Source organism: Janthinobacterium sp. GW822-FHT07H10 (assembly GCF_058798675.1).
The window spans coordinates 41,853-62,813 of sequence record NZ_JBXAKS010000004.1; the positions used below are offsets into that span (position 1 = coordinate 41,853).

Below are 20,961 nucleotides of genomic sequence, written 5' to 3' on the forward strand. Positions count from 1 at the left end.
GGGAACTCTCTAGCGGGGGCGGATCGATTGCAGGAATGCCAGCAGCACGGGCGTGTCCGTGTAGGCCACGTTGAAACGGAACCACACGGTCTCGGGCGCGCGCAGCATGAAAAATTCATTGGGCGATAGCAGGATGCCCGCCTTCAGGGCCTGGTCGGCGACGACCTTGCCATTCCATTCCGGTGTCTGGATGTCGGGCCAGCCGGCGCTGACGAACATGCCGCCACGCGGGCGCGCCACGGGCGCCATGCCGGCCTGCGCCAGGCAATCGATGCTGCGCTCGCGGGCCGCATCGAGTTGCGCCACCAGCCGTTCCACCATGCGCTTGTAGGGCCGCGCGGAAACGGCGTGGTAGGCGGCGCGCTCGTTGATTTCCGACGTCGTCAGGCCGGTCAGCATTTTGACGCGCACCAGTTCGGCGACCAGCGACGGCGAGGCGCAGATGGAGCCGACGCGCAGCACGGGCGACAGGGTCTTGGAAAAACTGCCCACGCGGATCACGCGGCGCAAGCCGTCCATGGCCGCCAGCGACGCTTCGCCGCGCGCCGCCAGTTCGCGGTAGATATCGTCCTCCACCAGCCAGAAATCGAATTGCTCGGCCAGCGCCAGCAGGCGGTGCGCCTGCGCCTGGCTCAGCGAGGTACCCAGCGGATTTTGCAGCACCGTATTGACGAACATCAGCTTGGGCTGCGTGCGGGCCGCTTCCGCGGCCAGCGCATCGAGGTCCAGGCCCGCCTCGCCGCGCGCAATGCCCACGGGGATGCAGCCGTGGTGGCGGATCAGCGACTGCAGATTGCTGTAGCCGGGATCTTCCACCAGCACCGTGTCGCCCGGCTTGGTCAGGCTGCGCAGGATCAAGTCGAAGGCGTGGGTGGCGCCATGCGTGAGCAAGACCTGGTCCGCCTCCACCTGGAACAGGTCTTCGGACAAGGTGGCGGCCAGGTGCTGGCGCAGCGAGGGAAAACCGAGCGGATGGCCATAGCCGCGCAGCCGGCTGGCGGGAATGCGCATGGCCTGGCGCACGGCATCGAGCACGGTCGCCTCGCCATACATCTCGGGCGGCAGCCAGCCGGCGCCCACGGGCAGCGCTTCCGACACGCCCGAATACAGGTCCGGCGTGAGGGCGTCGATGGCGGTGGGGCTCGCAAGGGTGCTGGCAATGAGGGCCCCCTGCGGCGAGGCGGCGATGTCGTGGCGCGCGACGAAATAGCCGGAACCGCGCCGCGACGACAGCAGGCCCAGGTTGACCAGGCGGTCATACGATTCGACGACGGTGAAGGTGGACACGCCATTGCACTTGGCGAACTGGCGCACGGACGGCATTTTGGTGCCGATGCGCAGGGCACGGCTACCCACCATGACGCTGATGGCGATGACGATCTGCTCGACCAGGCCGCCCTTCTTGTGGCGGCCGATCTCCAGCACGGGCCAGCCGCTGGCGTTACCTTCGCCCTCGTCCTGCTTCACGTTGTGCGTCACCGGTGGCTCCTTATGCTGCCTTGCACAAAACTGTAGTGGTTTTCCGACCTGTACGGTTGGGATACTTTGCCGTTTGTGTATCTGTGCCAGATGGGATGGCCTGTCTATTATTACATCAGCTTTTTGCCAACTGGTAAATTATTTTGCGCTTCGTCAAAAACGATCTTGGCGCCGCGGCAGCCCATTCCAAGGAGAAGGTCATGAACGAAACAAGGCCGGAATCGATGTCGGCATTCTGGATGCCATTTACCAACAACCGCGACTTCAAGTCCCATCCGCGCCTGCTCGTCTCGGCCGAAGGCATGCATTACAAGGATGTCGACGGCAACAGCATCCTCGATGGCACGGCCGGCCTGTGGTGCGTGCCCTGCGGCCATGCACAGCCGAAAATCGTCGGCGCCATCCGCGAAATGGTGGGCCAGCTCGACTTCGCCCCCACCTTCCAGATGGGCCATCCGGCCGCCTTCGACCTGGCGGAAAAACTGATGGACTACACGGGCCACAAGTTCGGCCATGTCTTCTACACGAACTCCGGTTCCGAAGCCGTGGACACGGCCCTGAAGATCGCGCTGGCCTACCACCGGGCGCGCGGCGAGGGCGCACGCACGCGATTGATCGGCCGCGAGCGCGGCTATCACGGCGTGGGCTTTGGCGGCATCTCCGTGGGCGGCATCGGCGGCAACCGCAAGACCTTCGGCCCCTTGCTGCCCGGGGTGGACCACCTGCCGCACACGCATAACCTGGAGCAGAACGCCTACACGCGCGGCGAACCCGAATACGGCACGCACCTGGCCGATGAACTCGAACGCATCGTCGCACTGCACGACGCCTCGACGATTGCCGCCGTCATCGTCGAACCGGTGGCCGGTTCCACGGGTGTGCTGATCCCGCCGAAAGGCTATCTGAAGCGCTTGCGCGAGCTGTGCACCAAGCACGGCATCCTGCTCATCTTCGATGAAGTCATCACGGGTTTTGGCCGCATGACGACGCCGTTCGCCGCCGATTATTTCGACGTCGAGCCTGACCTGATGACGACGGCCAAGGGCCTGACCAACGGCATGGTGCCGATGGGCGCCGTCTTCAGCAAAAAATACATCCACGACGCCTTCATGGATGCGCCGGCCGGCATCGAACTGTTCCACGGCTACACGTACTCGGGCCACCCGCTGGCCTGCGCCGCCTCGCTGGCCACCTTGCAGGTATTCGAGGAGCAGGACATCCTCGATCATGCGAAAAGCATGCAGGCCTACTGGGGCGATGCCGTGCATTCGCTCAAGGGCTTGCCGCATGTGATCGACTTGCGCAGCATCGGCCTGATCGCCGGCATCGAGCTTGATCCCATCGCGGGAAAACCGGGCACGCGCGCCTTCAACGCCTTCAAGCAGGCGTTCGCCGACGGCGTGCTGATACGCACCACCGGCGACATCATCGCCCTGTCGCCGCCGCTGGTACTGGAAAAACAGCACGTCGACGAGCTGTTCGGCAAGCTGGCGACGGTGCTGAAAAACCTCGACTAAGGAACATTCATGACCGATCTCGACACCATCACCCACTACATCAATGGCGCCAAAGTCGACACCGCCAGCGGCCGCTATGGCGACGTCTACAACCCCGCGCTGGGCCTGCCCGTGGCCAGGGTGGCGCTGGGCACCAGCGACGATGTCGACGCTGCCGTGCAGGCTGCGGCCGCCGCCTTCCCCTCGTGGTCGGCCACGCCGCCGCTGACGCGCGCCCGCGTCCTGTTCCGCTATCTGCAGCTGTGCCAGCAGCACACGGACGAATTTGCCGCCATGCTCACGCGCGAGCATGGCAAGACCTTTGCCGATGCGCAGGGCGAGGTGGCGCGCGGCATCGAGATGGTGGAGTTTGCCGTCGGCATACCGCAGCTGCTGAAAGGCGAATTCACGGACCAGATTTCGCGCGGCATCGACGCCTGGTCCATGCGCCAGGCGCTGGGCGTGGTGGCCGGCATCACGCCATTCAACTTTCCCGTGATGGTGCCGATGTGGATGTTCCCCGTCGCCATCGCCTGCGGCAATACCTTTGTCCTGAAACCGTCCGAGCGCGACCCGTCCGCGTCCCTGCTGCATGCGCAACTGCTCAAGCAGGCAGGCTTGCCCGACGGCGTCTTCAACGTGGTGCAGGGCGACAAGGTCACGGTCGACGCCTTGCTCGACCATCCCGTGGTGCAGGCGATCAGCTTTGTGGGCTCGACGCCGATCGCCGAATATATCTATGCGCGCGGCAGCGCCAGCGGCAAGCGCGTGCAGGCGCTGGGCGGCGCGAAGAACCACATGGTGGTGATGCCCGACGCCGACATGGACATGACGGTCGACGCCCTGATCGGCGCCGCTTACGGTTCGGCGGGCGAACGCTGCATGGCCATCTCCGTCGTCGTGGCCGTGGGCGACGCGGGCGACAAGTTGATCGATGCACTGGCAACGCGCACGGCCGCACTGAAAGTGCGCGACGGCATGGCAGAGGGAGCCGAAATGGGGCCCGTGGTATCGCTGGCCGCCAAGCAGCGCATCGAAAAGCTGATCGCCTCCGGCGTGGAGCAGGGCGCGACCCTCGTCGTCGATGGCCGCAATCATGTGGTGCCGGGCCGCGAGAATGGCTTCTTCGTCGGCGGCACGCTGTTCGACCATGTAACGCGCGACATGAGCATCTACAAGGAAGAAATTTTTGGCCCCGTGCTGTGCGTGCTCCGGTGTCCTGACGTGGTGCATGCGGTGGAGCTGATCAACGCCAACGAGTACGGCAACGGCGTGGCCATCTACACGCGCGACGGCGGCGTGGCGCGCGAATTCGTGCGCCAGATCCAGGTCGGCATGGTGGGTGTCAACGTACCACTGCCCGTGCCGATGGCCTTCAACAGCTTCGGCGGCTGGAAGCGCAGCATGTTCGGCGACCATCACGCCTATGGCCCCGAAGGCGTGCGTTTCTATACGCGTCACAAGGCCGTGATGCAGCGCTGGCCCAACACGGCCAGCGCTGGTGTGGAATTTGCTTTTCCCCAGATGAAGTGATGGTTACACACTACAAATCCACCGCAGGATAAGAGAAGGAAAACGCGATGATCGAGTCCCTGAACTATTTGCCGCATCCGAGCCTGCCCAACGAGGAACTGGCGGGCCATTTCACGGACCTGGCGCCGCCGTTGACGGCGCGCCAGGCAGCCATCGAAAGCGCGCGCTGCCTGTATTGCTACGACGCGCCGTGCAGCCGCATCTGTCCGTCGGAAATCGACGTGGCCAGCTTCATCCGCAATATCCACGACAGGAACATTAACGGCGCCGCCGCCGGTATCCTCAAGCAGAATATCCTGGGCGGCAGCTGCGCCAGGGTCTGTCCGACGGAAATCCTGTGCGAGGATGTCTGCGTGCGCAACCACGACGCGGAAGGCCAGCCCGTCAAAATCGGCCTGCTGCAGCGCTACGCCGTCGATCACATGCATTTTGCGCAGCACCCGTTCAGGCGGGCACCTGCCACGGGCAAGACCATCGCCGTCGTCGGCGCGGGTCCGGCCGGCCTGTCGTGCGCGCACCGCCTGGCCATGCTGGGCCACGACGTGGTGATCTTTGAAAAGGACGGCAAGGCCGGTGGCCTGAATGAATACGGCATCGCCAAGTACAAGCTGACGGACGATTTCGCGCAGAAGGAAGTCGACTTCCTGTTGGGCATAGGCGGCATCGCCATCCGATGTCGCCAGGCGCTGGGCGAGCACGTGCACCTGCGCGAGCTGCATGCGCAGTATGACGCCGTCTTCCTCGGCCTGGGCCTGGGTGCCAGCCGCAAGCTGGGCCTGACGGGCGAGGATGCCCCCGGCCTGCTGGCCGCCGTCGACTACATCGCCGCACTGCGCCAGGCGGACGACCTGGCCGCGCTGCCCGTGCCGAAGCGGGCCATCGTGATTGGCGCCGGCAATACGGCTATCGACATGGCCGTGCAAATCCAGCGCCTGGGCGCCGAGGAAGTGACCCTCGTGTACCGGCGCGGCTTCGATGCCATGACGGCCACCCACCACGAACAGGAAATCGCCAAGGCCAACCAGGTGCGCATGCTGACGTGGGCCCAGCCGCAGCAGGTGCTGCTCGATGCTCATGGCCATGTGGCCGGCATGCGCTTCGAGAAAACGCGCATGCAGGGCGGGCGTTTGACGGGCACGGGCGAAACGTTCGACGTGGCGGCCGACGCCATCTTCAAGGCCATCGGCCAGAGCCTCGATACCGAAGTGCTGCAGGACCCCATGGCAGCGCTGTTGCAGCGCGAGGGCGACAAGATCGCCGTCGACGCGGGTTTTCGCACGGTGCTGCCGGGAATTTACGCGGGCGGCGACTGCGTGGCGCCGGGACAGGACTTGACGGTGCAGGCCGTCCAGCATGGCAAGCTGGCCGCACTGGCCATCCATCACGATCTTCTTTCCAAAGTGGAGGCTGCATAATGGCTGATCTCAGCATCGAATTTTGCGGCATCAAGTCGCCGAACCCCTTCTGGCTGGCGTCCGCGCCGCCCACCGACAAGGCCTACAACGTCGTGCGCGCCTTCGAGGCCGGGTGGGGCGGCGTCGTGTGGAAGACGCTGGGTGAAGATCCGGCCGCCGTCAATGTCTCGTCGCGCTACTCGGCCCTGTACGGCAAGAACCGCGAAGTGGTCGGTTTCAACAACATCGAGCTGATCACCGACCGCTCGCTGGAGATCAACCTGCGCGAAATCACACAGGTGAAAAAGGACTGGCCGGACCGCGCCATCGTCGTCTCGCTGATGCTGCCGTGCGAGGAGCACTACTGGGCCGACATTCTGCCTAAGGTCGAGGCCACGGGCGCGGACGGCATCGAACTCAATTTCGGCTGCCCGCACGGCATGCCGGAGCGGGGCATGGGCGCGGCCGTGGGCCAGGTGCCCGAATACGTGCAGATGGTGACCGCCTGGTGCAAGAAGCACAGCCGCCTGCCCGTCATCGTCAAGCTCACGCCGAACATCACGGACGTGCGCATGCCGGCGCGCGCGGCCAAGGCGGGCGGTGCCGATGCCGTCTCGCTGATCAATACCATCAATTCCATCACCTCGCTGGACCTGGACCGCATGGTGGCCTTGCCCATCGTGGGCGGCGCCAGCACGCACGGCGGCTATTGCGGCGCGGCCGTCAAACCCATCGCCTTGAACATGGTGGCGGAAATCGCCCGCGATCCGCAGACGCGCGGCTTGCCCATTTCCGGCATCGGCGGCATCGGCAACTGGCGCGACGCGGCCGAATTCATCGCCCTGGGCGCCGGCTGCGTGCAGGTCTGCACGGCCGCCATGCTGCATGGCTTCCGCATCGTCGAAGAGATGAAGGATGGCCTGTCGCGCTGGATGGATGAAAAGGGCTATGAACGCATCAGCGACTTTGCCGGCAAGGCCGTGGCCAACACGACGGACTGGAAATACCTGGACATGAATTACCAGGTCATCGCGCAGATCAACCAGGACGACTGCATCAAGTGCGGCAAGTGCTATGTCGCCTGCGAAGACACGTCGCACCAGGCCATCGCTCAGCTGATCGACGCCGCCGGCACGCGCAGCTATGAAGTCATCAAGGATGAATGCGTGGGCTGCAACCTGTGCGAAATCACCTGTCCGGTGCAGGGCTGCATCACGATGGTGCCGCAGACCACGGGCAAGCCGTACATGAACTGGACGCAGGATCCCAGGAATCCACGGGCATTGGTGACGGCCTGACATAAGCTACCGCGCGTCGCGCCTTGCGGCCTGTGATGCTCACCGTGCTCTGGCACGGTTGCCCTTCCCGGCCACAATTCGCTGCCGCTCGCTACGCTTCTGTTCGTCGTTGCGGGGCTGGCGTCTGGCCGGGGAAACCCAAGGCACAGTTTTTGCGTACATTTATTTTGTAAACAGTTGCCCATCTTTGCAGTAAGCTAGGCTGCAGCCGTTTCCACATTGCCGTATCCCTGGCGCCATCGCGCGCCAGCGGTCTAACCGATGGAGCAACCCTGTGAACCACGACTACTCAGGCAACACGCAACTCTGGAATGAAGACCTGGCGCCCACCACGGCGGCGCAGCGCACCTGGCGCTGGTATCACTTCGCCGCGCTGTGGGTCGGCATGGTGATGTGCATTCCCGCCTACACCCTGTCGGCCAGCCTGATCGACAGCGGCATGTCCGGCTACCAGGCCGTGCTCACGGTATTTCTCGCCAATGCCATCGTGCTCCTGCCGATGCTGCTGATCGGCCATGCTGGCACCAAGTACGGCATCCCGTATGCGGTGCTGGCGCGCGCCTCGTTCGGCACCATGGGCGCGCGGCTGCCGGCGCTGATGCGCGCCATCGTCGCCTGCGGCTGGTACGGCATCCAGACCTGGTTCGGCGGCCAGATGATCTATACCCTGATGGGCGTGCTGGTGGGGCATGAATTGGGCGGCGAGAAGATCGCGGGCCTGGGCATCAACGGCAGCCAGCTGCTGTGTTTCCTGGCTTTCTGGGCCATCCAGTTCTATTACATCCTGCATGGCATGGAGTCGATCCGCAAGCTCGAAACCTACACGGCGCCGCTGAAAATCCTCATCTGCTTCGTGCTGCTGTACTGGGTGCACAGCAAGGCGGGCGGCGTGGCCAGCCTGCTGGACCAGCCGTCGCAATTCATCCCCGGCGGTAAAAAGGCGGGCCAGTTCTGGAGCGTCTTCTGGCCATCGCTGACCGCCATGGTGGGCTTCTGGGCCACCCTGGCGCTGAACATTCCCGACTTCACGCGCTTCGCCAAGACGCAGCGCGACCAGGTGATCGGCCAGTCGATCGGCCTGCCAGTGCCCATGGGCTTGCTCGCCATGCTGGCCGTGATCGTCACGGCCGGTTCCGTCGTCATGTACGGCAAGGCCATCTGGGACCCCGTCGACCTGGCCAGCCGCATGACGGGCGCCGCCGTGCTGATCGCCCTGATCATCCTCTTGATCGACACGATCAGCGTCAACCTGGCGGCCAACCTGGTGGGACCGGCGTACGACTTTTCCTCGCTGGCGCCGAAGCAGATTTCGTACAAGATGGGCGGTTATATCACGGCCTTCATCGCCATCGTCATGATGCCGTGGAAGGTGCTCGAATCGACGCAGGGCTACATCTTCACGTGGCTGATCGGCTACTCGGCCCTGCTGGGGCCCATCGCCGGCATCCTCATCGTCGACTATTATTTTGTGCGCAAGACGCAGCTCGACGTCAGGCAGCTGTACCGCGACGATGGCGTGTACTCGTATGGCAAGGGCTGGAACATGGCGGCCCTGATCGCCTTCGTCATCGCCGTGCTGCCGAATATCCCCGGTTTTCTGAACGCGGCCTTTCCCACGGCGTTTCCCGACGTGGCCGAAGGCTTCAAGACCGTCTATACCTACGCCTGGTTCGTGGGCGTGGCCATCGCCGCGGTTGTCTACGGCGTCATGATGAAGGGCAAGACGGCGGCGCATTTGCAACAGGCGCCGCTCGCCTGACCCGCTAAACGAGGAGACAGCAATATGACTATGCTCATACGCGGCGGTACCGTCGTCAATGCCGACCGCGCGTTCCGCGCCGATGTCCTCATCGAGGGCGATACCATCGCCGCCGTCGGCGAGAATCTGCCTGTGCCGGCCGGCGCCACCGTGATCGACGCGGGCGGCCAGTACGTGATGCCGGGCGGGATAGACACGCACACGCACATGAACCTGCCCTTCATGGGGACGGTGACATCCGACGATTTTTACACGGGCACGGCGGCGGGGCTGGCCGGTGGCACCACCACCATCATGGACTTCGTCATTCCCGCGCCGAAGCAGTCGCTGATCGAGGCCTATCACCAGTGGCGCGCATGGTCGGCCAAGGCGGCCGGCGACTACACTTTCCACGTGGCGATCACCTGGTGGAGCGAGCAGGTACATGAAGAGATGGGCATCCTCGTGCGCGAGCATGGCGTGAACAGCTTCAAGCACTTCATGGCGTATAAGAACGCCATCATGGCCGACGATGAAACCCTGGTAAAGAGCTTTACCCGCTCGCTGGAGCTGGGCGCGCTGCCTACCGTGCATGCGGAAAACGGCGAGCTGGTTTTTCAATTGCAGCAAGCCTTGCTGAAGAAGGGGATTACCGGACCGCAGGCGCATCCGCTGTCGCGCCCTCCGGCCGTCGAGGCGGAGGCGGCCAACCGCGCCATCGCGATCGCCAATGTCTTGAATACTCCCGTGTACATCGTGCACGTCTCGTGCGCGGAATCGCTGGACGCCATCACGCGGGCGCGCGCGAATGGCCAGCGCGTGTATGGCGAAGCGCTGGCGGGCCACCTGGTGATCGACGACAGCGTCTACCAGAGCGACGATTTCGACTACGTGGCGGGCCATGTCATGAGCCCGCCGTTTCGCGGCAAGCAGCATCAATCGGCCCTGTGGCACGGCCTGCAAAGCGGCAACCTGCACACGACGGCGACCGACCACTGCACCTTTTGCGCCGAGCAGAAGGCGGCGGGCAAGCAGGACTTCACGCGCATCCCGAACGGCTGCGGCGGCGTCGAGGAGCGCATGGCCGTGGTCTGGGACGCCGGCGTCAATTCCGGCATGCTGACGCCGTCCGAATTCGTCAAGGTCTCGTCGACGAACGCGGCGCAGATCTTCAATATGTATCCGCGCAAGGGCGTCGTCGCAGTGGGCAGCGACGCCGACATCGTGCTGTGGGATCCGCAGGGCACGCGCACGATTTCCGCCGCCACGCAATTCGCCAGGGGAGGCTTCAACGTCTTCGAAGGACGCACCGTGCGCGGCATCCCCAGCACCACGATTGCCGCCGGCAAGGTGGTGTTCCGCCAGGGCGAGCTGACGGCCGTCGAGGGCGCGGGGCGCTATATCGAGCGCCCGGCGTTTTCCGCCACCACCGCATGAACTCAGGAGACAGCAATGGATGATCTACGCATCAATGGCGAACGATTGTGGGCGGCGCTGATGGAACTGGCGCGGATCGGCGCGACAGTGAAGGGCGGCGTCAAGCGCCTGGCCCTGACGGACCTGGACAAGCAGGGCCGCGACCTGGTGGTGGGCTGGGGCCGAGAGGCCGGCATGAGCATCACCATCGACCAGATCGGCAATGTGTTCATGCGCCGCGACGGCACGGACAATACCTTGCCGCCCGTGATGACGGGCAGCCATATCGACACGCAGCCCACGGGTGGCAAGTTCGACGGCAATTACGGCGTGCTGGCGGGCCTGGAAGTGGTGCGCACCCTGAACGATCTGAAGATCAAGACGCAGGCGCCGATCGAGGTGGCCTTCTGGACCAACGAGGAAGGCTCGCGCTTCGTGCCCGTGATGATGGGCTCGGGCGTATTTTGCGGTGCTTTCTCGCTGGAGACGGCATATGCAGCCAAGGACACGGAGGGAAAAACGGTGGGCGAGGAGCTGGCGCGCATCGGATACAAGGGAGAGCAGGTGCCGGGCGACCATCCGATCGGCGCCTACTTCGAGACGCATATCGAGCAGGGCCCCGTGCTGGAAGACGCGGACAAGGTCATCGGCGTGGTGCCGGCCGTGATGGGCCTGTCGTGGTACGACTGCGTGGTGACGGGCATGGAAGCCCATGCGGGCCCCACTCCCATGGGCTTGCGCAAGGACGCGCTGCAGGTGGCCACCACCATCATGCAGGAAGTGGTGGCGATTGCCAACCGCTACCCGCCGTACGGGCGCGGCACGGTGGGCATGGTGCAGGTCTTCCCGAACAGCCGCAACGTGATCCCCGGCGAAGTGAAGTTCAGCATCGACCTGCGCAATGTGAACGACGAACTGCTCAACACCATGCACGGCGAAATCACGGCCTTCATCGACGCCACGCGCGACAGGACGGGGCTGGGTATTTCACTGGACAGAGTCTCCTATTATCCGCCATGCCCATTTCATCCCGATTGCGTGGGCGCCGTGCGCAACGCCACCGCCAAACTCGGTTATTCCGTGATGGACGTGGTCTCGGGCGCCGGCCACGACGCCATCTACGCGGCCCGCCTGGCGCCGGCCGGCATGATCTTCGTGCCATGCAAGGATGGCATCAGCCATAATGAAATCGAGGACGCCAAGCCCGAGCACCTGGAAGCGGGCTGCAACGTGCTGCTACACGCGATGCTCGAGCGGGCCGTGGCCGTTTAGCCACGCCGGCCAGCCTTAGGGCTTCGGCTGGAAATTGCGCAAAAACGCCAGCAGCGCGCGCGCCGCGATGTCTGCGTCGTCGGCCGTCATGCTTTCCAGCGGGTTGTGGCTGATGCCGCCATTGCCGCAGCGGGTAAACAGCATGGCCACGTCCGTGATGGCGGCCATGGCCATGGCGTCGTGGCCGGCGCCCGACAGCAGCGCATATGGTTCGATGCCGACGGACTCCACGGCCTGCGCCAGCTGCGCCATCAGCCATGGCGCGCATGGCGCGGCACGCGCCGACAGCAGCAGCTCCAGCTGGTAGTCGATCTGGCGCCGCGCGCAGATGGCGGCGATGCCGTCCAGAATATCGTCGACGGCAGCCTGGCGCACGGCATCGACGGCGGCGCGGATATCGAGCGACAGGGTGCAGGCGCCGGCGATCACGTTGACGGAGCCGTTGGGCACCTGCAGCTGGCCTACGGTGCCCACCAGCGCTTCGCCCTGGCTGCAGCGTCGTTCCACCAGCAGGATGATTTCGGCCGCGGCGCTGGCCGCATCCTTGCGCATGTTCATGGGCGTGGTGCCCGCGTGGCTGGCCACGCCGCCCAGATTGACCAGGTAACGCGAGCTGCCGGCAATCGCCGTGACGATCCCCAGCGGCAGGTCGCGCTCGAGCAGCACGGGGCCCTGTTCGATATGCACTTCCACGTAGCCGAGCAAGTCGGCCGGATTGCGCGCGATGGCGCCGATGGCGGATGCCGCATGGCCGGCGGCGGCCAGCGCGTCGCGCATGCTCACGCCATCCGTGTCGCATTGATCGAGCAGCGACAGATCGAACTTGCCCGTGACGGCCGTGCTGCCCAGGAAAGTGCTCTTGAAGCGCACGCCTTCCTCTTCGGCGAAGCCGACGATCTCGAAATGGTACGGCAGTTTCTCGCCCCGCTCGTGCAGGTGGCGCACGACGGCGATCGGCAGCACGATGCCCAGGCGGCCGTCGTACTTGCCGCCATTGCGCACCGTGTCGTAATGCGATCCAGTCATCAGGATCTTCGCGCCGGGGACGTCGGACAGATAGCGCCCGACCACATTGCCGACGGCGTCGATGTGCACCTGCATGCCCGCTTCCGCCATCCATTCGGCCAGCTGCGCGGCCGTCTTCCGGTGCGCCGGCGTCAGGTAGGCACAGGTCAGGTTGTAGTCGCTGTCGCTCCAGCCAGCCAGCGTTTCGGCGTGCTGCATGATGGTCGGCCCGAAATCCAGGCGCACGTCGAACAGGTCGTTCAGGCGCAGCTCGGCGATGCGCTTGATCTGCCGCAGCGATTCGGCCAGCTCATCGGCGCGCCGGTTCTTCAGGCGTCGCGCAAATGTGGCGATGATGTCCTGGCGCGTCAAGCCTTCGCCCGTCGGGCCCTTGACGGCCAGGATGAAGGGGAAACCGAATTTGGCGTTGTATTCGCCATTGAGGCGCTGCAGTGTAGAAAATTCCTCGGGACTGCACAGGTTCAGGCCTGACTTGGCCTGCTCGCGCGTCGATTCCGCCGTCAGCTGTCCCGCGATGGCGGCCTTGCCTGCCAGCTCAGGATGGGCGCGTATCAGCCCAAGCTGCTCTTCTGGCGAGGCTTGCGCCAGCACGCGCTGCAATTCCGTCTTCAACGCCGTCAGGCTGGAAAATGGCATGGCGGGGGCCGCCCGCTGGGCAATCCAGGGCGAATGTTCATAGATGCCGTGCAGCTGCTCGATGAAGCCGGCGTGGCTGTTGGCGTTCAGGTTTGAAAGGGTGGTCATGGTTTTCCGATCATACAAGCGGTGATGATAGCGCCCCGTCCTGCGCCCATTATATGCGCGCGCTGATAGCAGCTATCGCTGTACCAGCGCCTTGGCCGCGGCGCTGACCTGGTCGCGCAGCCATTTGTGCTCGGGCGCCTGGTGCACGCGCTGGTGCCATAGCTGGTAAAAGCGCATGGGCGGGAATTTCAATGGCACGGTATACGTTTTCAGCGGCAGTGTCTTTTCATAGAAGCGCATGAATTGCCGGCCCGTGGTGAGCACCAGGTCGGTCTGCGTCAGCATGTAGGGAATCAGGCCGAAATACGCCGATTCCACCACCACGTTGCGCTGCAGGTTCTGGCGCTCCAGGAAGGAATCGATCACGCCGTGGTAGCCCGGCATCATCTGCGACGGCGCCACGTGGGGCAGGCTCAGATAGTCGTCCAGCGTCATGGCGTCGCTGGCCGTGCGCCGCGCATAGGCGTTTTCCGCATGCATGGCGCAGATGATCGGGTCTTCGAACAGCTTCGAGATGTGCAGATGCGCGGGCGGCTCGTCCCAGTTGGCGATGACCAGGTCCAGCCCCCCATCGGACAGCTGGCGGATATGGTCGATGCCCGGCCCCAGGCTGTGCAGCACCACGCGGCTTTTTGGCGAGCCGCGGCGCAGCAGGGCCACCACGTTGGGCAGGAACTGGCTGTCCAGGTAGTCGGGCGCGGCGATATGGAAGGTGCGCGCCTCTTCCTGTGCCACGAACGGCGTCTTCTTGACGAACAGGCTTTCCGTCTGGTCGAGGATGCGCTTGGCCGGGTTGAGCAGGCTTTCGCCATGCTGCGTGGGCACCATGCCGCGCGCGCCGCGCACGAGCAGCGGGTCGCCCGTCAATTCGCGCAGCTTGCGCAAGGAGGCGGAAATCGACGGCTGCGGCTGATTGAGTTTGAGCGCTACGCGCGAGACATTCTTTTCCACCAGCAGCAGATAGAGGATGCGGATCAGGTGCAGGTCGAGGTGTTGCGGCAGGCTGGACATGTGGCGGCGGCTCTGTTGTATATCGAATTGAATATGTCAAATATACGATATTTTTCATGTGATGGGCGGCAAATCCGTTTATCTTGTGTAGATTGGCACGAATATTGGTTCGGTCTGACTCGAGGAAATTTATGGAAGTATTCGCTTACCTGATCCCATACGGCCTTGAATGGCTGAACCTGATCGTCCGCTGGTTGCACGTCATCACGGGCATCGCCTGGATCGGCGCTTCCTTTTATTTCGTCTGGCTCGACAACTCGATCCGCCCGCCCGCGCCCGGCTCCGAGCTGGCGAAGAAGGGCGTGTCGGGCGAACTGTGGGCCGTGCATGGCGGCGGCTTTTATCATCCGCAAAAATACCTGGTGGCGCCCGCCGAATTACCGAAGGAACTGCACTGGTTCAAGTGGGAAGCGTATTCCACCTGGCTGTCCGGTTTTGCGCTGCTGACCATCGCGTATTACTTCAATGCGCAGGCCATGATGATCGACAAATCCGTGGCCGACATCAGCAGCGGCCAGGCCGTCGGCATCGGCATCGCCACCCTCGTCATCGGCTGGACCGTGTACGACCTGCTGTGCCGTTCGAAGCTGGCGCAATACGAGCTGTGGTTCGGCGTGACGGTGTTCGCGCTGATCGTCGGCGCCGCATATGTGCTCACGCATCTGCTCAGCGGGCGGGCCGCCTACATCCACGTGGGCGCCATGATCGGCACCATCATGGTGGCCAATGTGCTGATGCTGATCATTCCCGGCCAGCGCAAGATGGTCGAAGCCATGGCCGCCGGCAAGCTGCCCGACCCCCAATACGGCCTGAAAGCCAAGCAGCGCAGCGTGCATAACAATTATTTCACGCTACCCGTGCTGTTCATCATGATCAGCAACCACTACGCGATGACCTACCGCAACGATCACGCCTGGCTGGTGCTGGCGCTGATCATGGCGGCCGGCGTCTTCATCCGCCACTTCTTCAACCTGCGCCACAAGGGGCGGGTCGAGTGGCGCTACCCGGCCATCGGCGTGGCCCTGTTGCTGGCCGTGGCCGTGGCCATCGCGCCGAAAGCGCCCGTGGCCGTGGCGGCGGCACCGGTGGTGGATCCTGCCGCGCAGTTCAGGAGCGTGCACGCCATCATCGCCCAGCGCTGTGCCACCTGCCATTCGGCCCAGCCCACGCAGCCAGGTTTCGCCACGGCGCCGGCTGGCATGATGCTGGATAATGAAGGCGAAATCCGCCAGCACGCGGCGCAGATCTACAAGCAGGCCATCGAGCTGAAGGCCATGCCGATCGGGAACCTGACCAATATGACGGAAGCCGAGCGCACTGAATTGGGCGCCTGGCTGCAACAGACCATGCAAGGAGCAAAATGACAACGCACGCGGAACGGATCACGGCCTGGATCGACGAACACTTCGACGAGGAAGTCGCATTTTTGCAGAAGGTGGTGCAGCAGCCGACGGACACGCCGCCCGGCAACAACGCGCCGCACGCGGAACTGGTGGCGCAGCTGCTGCAGGCGTATGGCTGGCAGGCGGAAAAACACGCGGTCCCACAGGAGCAGGTCGAGGCGTATGGCATGCAGAGCATCACCAACCTGATCGTGCGCCGGCCGTATGCGGCAGGCGGTCCGACGGTGGCCCTGAATGCGCATGGCGACGTGGTGCCGCCCGGCGACAACTGGACGTATCCGCCGTATGGCGGGCAGATCGACGGCGGCTATATGTATGGCCGCGCGACGGCCGTCTCGAAGGGCGATTTCGCCACCTATGTGTTTGCCGCGCGCGCGCTCGAGGCGCTGGGTATCCCGTTGCAAGGCCAGCTGGAACTGCACTTCACGTATGACGAGGAATTCGGCGGCTTGCTGGGGCCGGGCTGGCTGCTGGAGCAGCAGCTGACCAAGCCCGATTTCGTCATCGCTGCCGGTTTCAGCTACGGCATCGTCACCGCGCACAACGCCTGCCTGCAGCTGGAAATCACCGTGCACGGCAAGGCCGGCCACGGTTCCATGCCGGAGACGGGCCATGACGCGCTGCAGGCGGCCAGCAAGATCCTCAACGCCATTTATGGCCAGCTGCCGGAGCTGAAAAAGATCAAATCCAGGGTGGCGGGCATCGACTCGCCCACCATGCTGGTGGGACGCATCGACGGCGGCACGAATACCAATGTGGTGCCGGGCAAGGTGGTCATGAAGATGGACCGCCGCATGATCCCGGAAGAAGACCCGGTGGCGGTGGAGGCGCAGGTGCGCGCGCTGATCGAAGACGCGGTGCGCGGCGAGCCGGGCATCCGCATCGAGATCCGCCGCCTGCTGCTGTCGCATGCGCTGCGTCCCTTGGCCGGCTCCGAGCAGCTGGTGGGCAGCCTGCAGAAAAATGCGCAAGCCATCCTCGGCGAAACCATTCCCGCCGTCGGCACGCCGCTGTACGCGGATGCGCGCCTGTATGGCGAGCGGGGCATACCGGCCGTGCTGTATGGCGCCGGTCCGCGCACGGTGCCCGAATCGAATGCGAAGAAGGCCGACGAGCGCCTGGCGCTGGACGACTTGCGCAAGGCCAGCAAGATCGTCGCCCTGACCCTGCTCGACTTCCTGGCGCAGAAATAGGGCCGGGGACTTTGGCTTACAATGGGGAGGACACTCACACTGTGAAGAAGAGCCCCATTGATTGAAGAGCCAAATTGAATACCCGTTTTCTCGAAGCGTTCGTCTGGGCCGCGCGGCTGGGCAGCTTCCGCACGGCGGCCGACAAGCTGCACATCACGCAGGCGGCCATCTCCAACCGCATCGCCTCGCTGGAGCAGGATTTCGGCACGCGGCTGTTCGACCGCGACGCGCGTGAAATCCGCCTGACCTTCGCCGGGCGCAACCTGCTCGTCTATGCCGAGCGCATGCTGGAACTGTGCCGCGACATGTATGCGGCCAATTCCTCGCCCGCGCTGATCACGGGCGAAGTGCGCATCGGCGTCATCGAAACCATCGTGCATACCTGGCTGATCCCGTTCCTGCAGCGCGTGCAGGAGCGCTATCCCGGCATCGAGATCCAGCTGACGTCCGAATCGACGCGCCGCCTGCACGAACAGCTGCAGCAGGGCGAACTCGATATCGCGCTGCAGACGGACATGCTGACGGGCGACCATATCCGCAGCACGGGCAGCGGCGCCATCGCCATGGGCTGGGCGGGCCGAAAGGCCGACTGGCCGGACACGGGTACGCCGTTCACGGTGGCGCAACTGGCGCAGCACCCGATCATCACCATGAACCGCGGTTCGCAGCCGCATTCCGCGTTAAAGGCGCTGTGCCAGGACGAGGGCGTGCAGCTGGGGCGGGTCCACTGCGTCAGCTCGATTTCCGCCATCGTGCGCCTGGTGAAGGCGGGCTTCGGCATCGCCGTGTTGCCACTGGCGCCCCTGCGCGAGGAAATCGAGCAGGGCAACATCGCCCTGATCCCCTGCGCCAGCGCCCTGGCGCCGCAGCGCATCGTCATCAGCTACAGCGAGGACATCACCACGGAAGCGATTCAATTGGTGGCCATGCTGGCGTGCGAGGAGGCGGCCAGGTTCACGCTGGGCCTGGGCGAGGAATATGGCGCCGGCGCGCGGACGTGACAATTAACATGACAATTAAGTTGCTGTAATCGCCGCGACCCACAAGAAAAACTTATCAGTCGCGTTCAGAATAACCCGTTTGCCAAGCCGTTGCAGGCCACCTATTCTGGGTTTGCATCCACTTACTACGCAAACGGAACCATCATGACGACGTCCACCATCACCTTGCCCGGCATCCTGTTTGTCTGGACCAGCGCCGACCCGGAACACGAACTCGATTTCAACCGCTGGTACGACCGCGAACACGTGGAAGAGCGCGTGCGCATTCCCGGTTTTGTCAGCGGCACGCGCTACCAGAGCGTGCGCGGTCCCCGCAAGTACCTGGGCCTGTACCGCACCGTCTCGCTGGACGCGTTCCAGACTGCCGATTATTTCAAGGCCTTCGGCCAGCAGACGCCATGGTCGGTGACGAATCTGCAGCGCATGGTCGACCCGATGCGCCGCGTCTGCGCCATCGAGGCGGAAACGGGCATGGGTACGGGCGCCTGGCTGGCCGTGCTGCGCCTTGGTGCGGCAGCCATCGGCCAGGACGCGCAGGCGGTGGCCGGCATGGCCGCGCTGGGCGCGACATTGCTGCAGATCGACGGCGTGATCGCCACGCGGCTGCTGACGCCCGATGCCAGCCTGTCCGGCCCCCTGCCGGCAGAGCGGAAGGAAGGCCGCGTGCTCGACCCGATCTTCCTGATCGACGCGTCGTCGGAGGCGGCAGCCCTGGCGGCCGTTGATGCGGCCAGCGCAGGGCTGGGACTGAATCCGGCGGATGCGGCCATCCTGCAGCTGTCCTGGCAATTGCGCGAAGCCGACCTGCACGCTGCCTGACACGGGCCCGTGCATCTTGCCGGCACTGATAACACGAGACACGGGCCACGGCGCAGGGCAAAGCATCCTGCGCCGGGCCTGCAATAAAACTGACGAGAGAGGTAGGCAATGACCACACACACCACCACGCACACCGCGGCGCAGGGCAGCAAGCATGCCGGCGCGCATGCCGCTGCAGCGGGCGAGAAACCCAAGACGGGCCGCCTGGCCACGGCCAGCATGGTCGGCACGACCCTGGAATGGTATGACTTCACCGTCTACAACACCATGGCCGCGCTGATCTTCAACCACCTGTTCTTTCCCTCGTTCGATCCGCTGACGGGCACCATCCTGGCCTTTTCCACGTATGCGGTCGGCTATATCTCGCGTCCCATCGGCGGCGTAATCTTCGGCCACCTGGGCGACAAGCTGGGACGGCGCTGGGTGCTGGTGGTGACCCTGATGCTGATGGGCGTGACGACAGGCCTGATGGGACTCTTGCCCACCTATGCGACGGCCGGCATCTGGAGCCCGATCCTGCTGGTGGCACTGCGCTTCGTGCAGGGCATCGCGCTGGGCGGCGAATGGGCCGGCGCCGTGCTGATCTCCGTCGAACACGGGGCAGCGGACAAGCGGGGCCGCAATGCCTCGTGGACGCAGGTGGGACCGTCGTTCGGCACCTTGCTGGCAACCGGCTGCATCGGCCTGATCACCTACCTGCTGCCGCATGAAGCGTTCATGGACTGGGGCTGGCGCATGCCGTTCATCGCCAGCCTGCTGCTGGTGGCCTTCGGCATGTGGATACGCAGCGGCATCGATGAAACCCCGCTGTTCAAGGAGCTCGACCAGCAGGATGCGAAGGCGGAAGCGCCGATCGGCGACGTGCTGCGCATCTACTGGCGCCGATTGCTGATCGCCGGCGGCGTGCGCATCGGTTCGGACGTGCTGTACGCGCTGGTGGTGGTGTTCACCCTGACGTACGTGACGACGGTGCTGCACCTGTCGTCGACCCTGGCCCTCACCGCCATCATGATCGGCACGGCCTGCAATGCGCTGGCGGTGCCTGTCTTTGGCGCGCTGTCGGACAGGATCGGCCGCCGTCCCGTGTATGCGCTGGGCGCCGTGCTTGGTCTCGTGTGGGCGTTTGCCTTCTTCACCCTGCTCGATACGGCCAGCCCGGCGGCCATCGTCACTGCCGTCGTCGTGGGCCTGGTCATCCACGCCATCATGTACGGCCCGCAAGCGGCCTTCGTCATCGAGCAATTTCCCACCAAGGTGCGCTATGCGGGATCCTCGCTGGCCTATACCCTGGCCGGCGTCATCGGCGGCGGCTTCGCGCCCCTCGTCATCGCCAGCCTGTACCGCTCGTACAACAGCACCATGGCCGTCTCGCTGTACGTGGCGGCGGCCTTGCTGATCACCGGCGCGGCAGTTTTCGCGGCGCGCGAAACGGGCCGCGGCCCTCTTGAGGAATAAAATCATGACAACATTGAGTTTTCAACTGGCCGGCCACGGCCCCGTCACCTTCGACATCGATCAACTGATCATCGCCGGCTGGACGGGGCGCGACATGGCCATGGTCGAGCACCATATCGCCGAACTGGAAGCCATCGGCGTGGCGCGGCCGAAAAGCGTGCCGACGTTTTACCGGGTCGCGGCGGCGCTGCTGTCCAGCGATGCCGGCATCGAAGTGCCGGGCAGCGATTCATCGGGCGAAGCGGAATTCGTGCTGTTTTCCACCGCATATGGCTTGCTGGTGGGGATAGGTTCCGACCACACGGACCGCAAGGTGGAAAGCTACGGCGTGACGGTGTCGAAGCAGATGTGCGGCAAGCCCGTGGGCGACACCCTGTGGCGCTATGCGGACGTGGCAGGGCATTGGGACCAGCTGCAGATGCGCTCCTGGCGCGAGCGCGATGGCGTGCCGGCGCTGTACCAGGATGGCCCCGTGACGCGCATGCTGTCGCCGGAAGAGCTGATCCTGCGTTACACGGGGCAAGCCAGCCTGCCGCTGGGCAGCGCCATGTTCTGCGGCACGCAGCCGATCATCGGCGAGATGGGCCACGGCGACGCCTTCGAGCTGGAGCTGTATGATCCAGCCTTGCAGCGCCGCCTGCAGCACCGCTATGCCGTGCAAACCCTGCCCGTGGAAGGATAGG

Annotated in this window: 16 protein-coding genes; 13 read left to right on the top strand and 3 right to left on the bottom strand. The window is 64.5% G+C overall.

Annotated features, from left to right (window positions below; genetic code table 11):
* Positions 1 to 9: 9 nt before the first annotated feature.
* Positions 10 to 1,479 (bottom strand): aminotransferase-like domain-containing protein, encoded by a 1,470-nt coding sequence (locus AC1RDJ_RS10890; RefSeq protein WP_289888188.1) that lies wholly within the window; start codon positions 1,477 to 1,479, stop codon positions 10 to 12.
* Positions 1,480 to 1,679: 200 nt separating this feature from the next.
* Here AC1RDJ_RS10890 and aptA point away from each other — a divergent pair, with 200 nt between their 5' ends.
* From aptA to AC1RDJ_RS10925, 7 genes are all read left to right on the top strand, one after another.
* A complete protein-coding gene (aptA, locus tag AC1RDJ_RS10895; protein ID WP_493027433.1) occupies positions 1,680 to 2,996 on the top strand; it encodes an omega-aminotransferase AptA in 1,317 nt (438 codons plus the stop codon).
* A 9-nt stretch (positions 2,997 to 3,005) separates the two neighbouring features.
* Positions 3,006 to 4,508, top strand: a complete 1,503-nt coding sequence (locus AC1RDJ_RS10900) for a CoA-acylating methylmalonate-semialdehyde dehydrogenase (RefSeq protein ID WP_071325206.1) — start codon at positions 3,006 to 3,008, stop codon at positions 4,506 to 4,508.
* Between the two features lie 47 nt (positions 4,509 to 4,555).
* A complete protein-coding gene (locus AC1RDJ_RS10905; RefSeq protein ID WP_493027434.1) occupies positions 4,556 to 5,923 on the top strand; it encodes an NAD(P)-dependent oxidoreductase in 1,368 nt (455 codons plus the stop codon).
* Positions 5,923 to 7,200 carry an NAD-dependent dihydropyrimidine dehydrogenase subunit PreA gene (gene preA, locus AC1RDJ_RS10910; protein ID WP_071325204.1) on the top strand — a complete coding sequence of 426 codons (1,278 nt, stop codon included), beginning with the start codon at positions 5,923 to 5,925 and terminating at the stop codon, positions 7,198 to 7,200. The genes AC1RDJ_RS10905 and preA overlap by 1 nt, the downstream gene beginning before the upstream one ends.
* A 274-nt stretch (positions 7,201 to 7,474) precedes the next feature.
* Entirely contained in the window at positions 7,475 to 8,959 is a 1,485-nt protein-coding gene (locus AC1RDJ_RS10915; RefSeq protein ID WP_493027435.1) for an NCS1 family nucleobase:cation symporter-1, read from the top strand.
* A 24-nt stretch (positions 8,960 to 8,983) separates the two neighbouring features.
* Positions 8,984 to 10,375, top strand: coding sequence for a dihydropyrimidinase (gene hydA, locus AC1RDJ_RS10920; RefSeq protein WP_493027436.1), 1,392 nt, complete (start codon positions 8,984 to 8,986; stop codon positions 10,373 to 10,375).
* A gap of 15 nt (positions 10,376 to 10,390) precedes the next feature.
* The gene (locus AC1RDJ_RS10925) at positions 10,391 to 11,626 is read left to right on the top strand and encodes a Zn-dependent hydrolase (RefSeq protein ID WP_289888199.1); all 1,236 of its coding nucleotides are present in this window, start codon (positions 10,391 to 10,393) and stop codon (positions 11,624 to 11,626) included.
* Positions 11,627 to 11,641: 15 nt separating this feature from the next.
* On the opposite strand, the gene AC1RDJ_RS10930 is transcribed toward AC1RDJ_RS10925, so the two are convergent.
* Positions 11,642 to 13,396, bottom strand: coding sequence for an allantoate amidohydrolase (locus tag AC1RDJ_RS10930; RefSeq protein ID WP_493027437.1), 1,755 nt, complete (start codon positions 13,394 to 13,396; stop codon positions 11,642 to 11,644).
* Between the two features lie 72 nt (positions 13,397 to 13,468).
* A complete protein-coding gene (locus AC1RDJ_RS10935) occupies positions 13,469 to 14,407 on the bottom strand; it encodes a LysR family transcriptional regulator (protein WP_034754583.1) in 939 nt (312 codons plus the stop codon).
* A 131-nt stretch (positions 14,408 to 14,538) separates the two neighbouring features.
* Here AC1RDJ_RS10935 and AC1RDJ_RS10940 point away from each other — a divergent pair, with 131 nt between their 5' ends.
* From AC1RDJ_RS10940 to AC1RDJ_RS10965, 6 genes are all read left to right on the top strand, one after another.
* Positions 14,539 to 15,771, top strand: coding sequence for a urate hydroxylase PuuD (locus tag AC1RDJ_RS10940; RefSeq protein WP_071325199.1), 1,233 nt, complete (start codon positions 14,539 to 14,541; stop codon positions 15,769 to 15,771).
* Positions 15,768 to 17,003, top strand: coding sequence for a M20/M25/M40 family metallo-hydrolase (locus AC1RDJ_RS10945; protein WP_493027438.1), 1,236 nt, complete (start codon positions 15,768 to 15,770; stop codon positions 17,001 to 17,003). The genes AC1RDJ_RS10940 and AC1RDJ_RS10945 overlap by 4 nt, the downstream gene beginning before the upstream one ends.
* Before the next feature lie 74 nt (positions 17,004 to 17,077).
* Positions 17,078 to 18,004 carry a LysR family transcriptional regulator gene (locus tag AC1RDJ_RS10950; protein WP_071325197.1) on the top strand — a complete coding sequence of 309 codons (927 nt, stop codon included), beginning with the start codon at positions 17,078 to 17,080 and terminating at the stop codon, positions 18,002 to 18,004.
* 144 nt (positions 18,005 to 18,148) lie between these two features.
* Positions 18,149 to 18,823: a hypothetical protein gene (locus AC1RDJ_RS10955; RefSeq protein ID WP_493027439.1), complete on the top strand. Its 675-nt coding sequence runs from the start codon at positions 18,149 to 18,151 to the stop codon at positions 18,821 to 18,823.
* A 108-nt stretch (positions 18,824 to 18,931) separates the two neighbouring features.
* Entirely contained in the window at positions 18,932 to 20,278 is a 1,347-nt protein-coding gene (locus AC1RDJ_RS10960; protein ID WP_083412003.1) for an MFS transporter, read from the top strand.
* A gap of 4 nt (positions 20,279 to 20,282) precedes the next feature.
* Positions 20,283 to 20,960, top strand: coding sequence for a DUF2848 domain-containing protein (locus AC1RDJ_RS10965; protein ID WP_493027440.1), 678 nt, complete (start codon positions 20,283 to 20,285; stop codon positions 20,958 to 20,960).
* Position 20,961 lies beyond the last annotated feature (1 nt).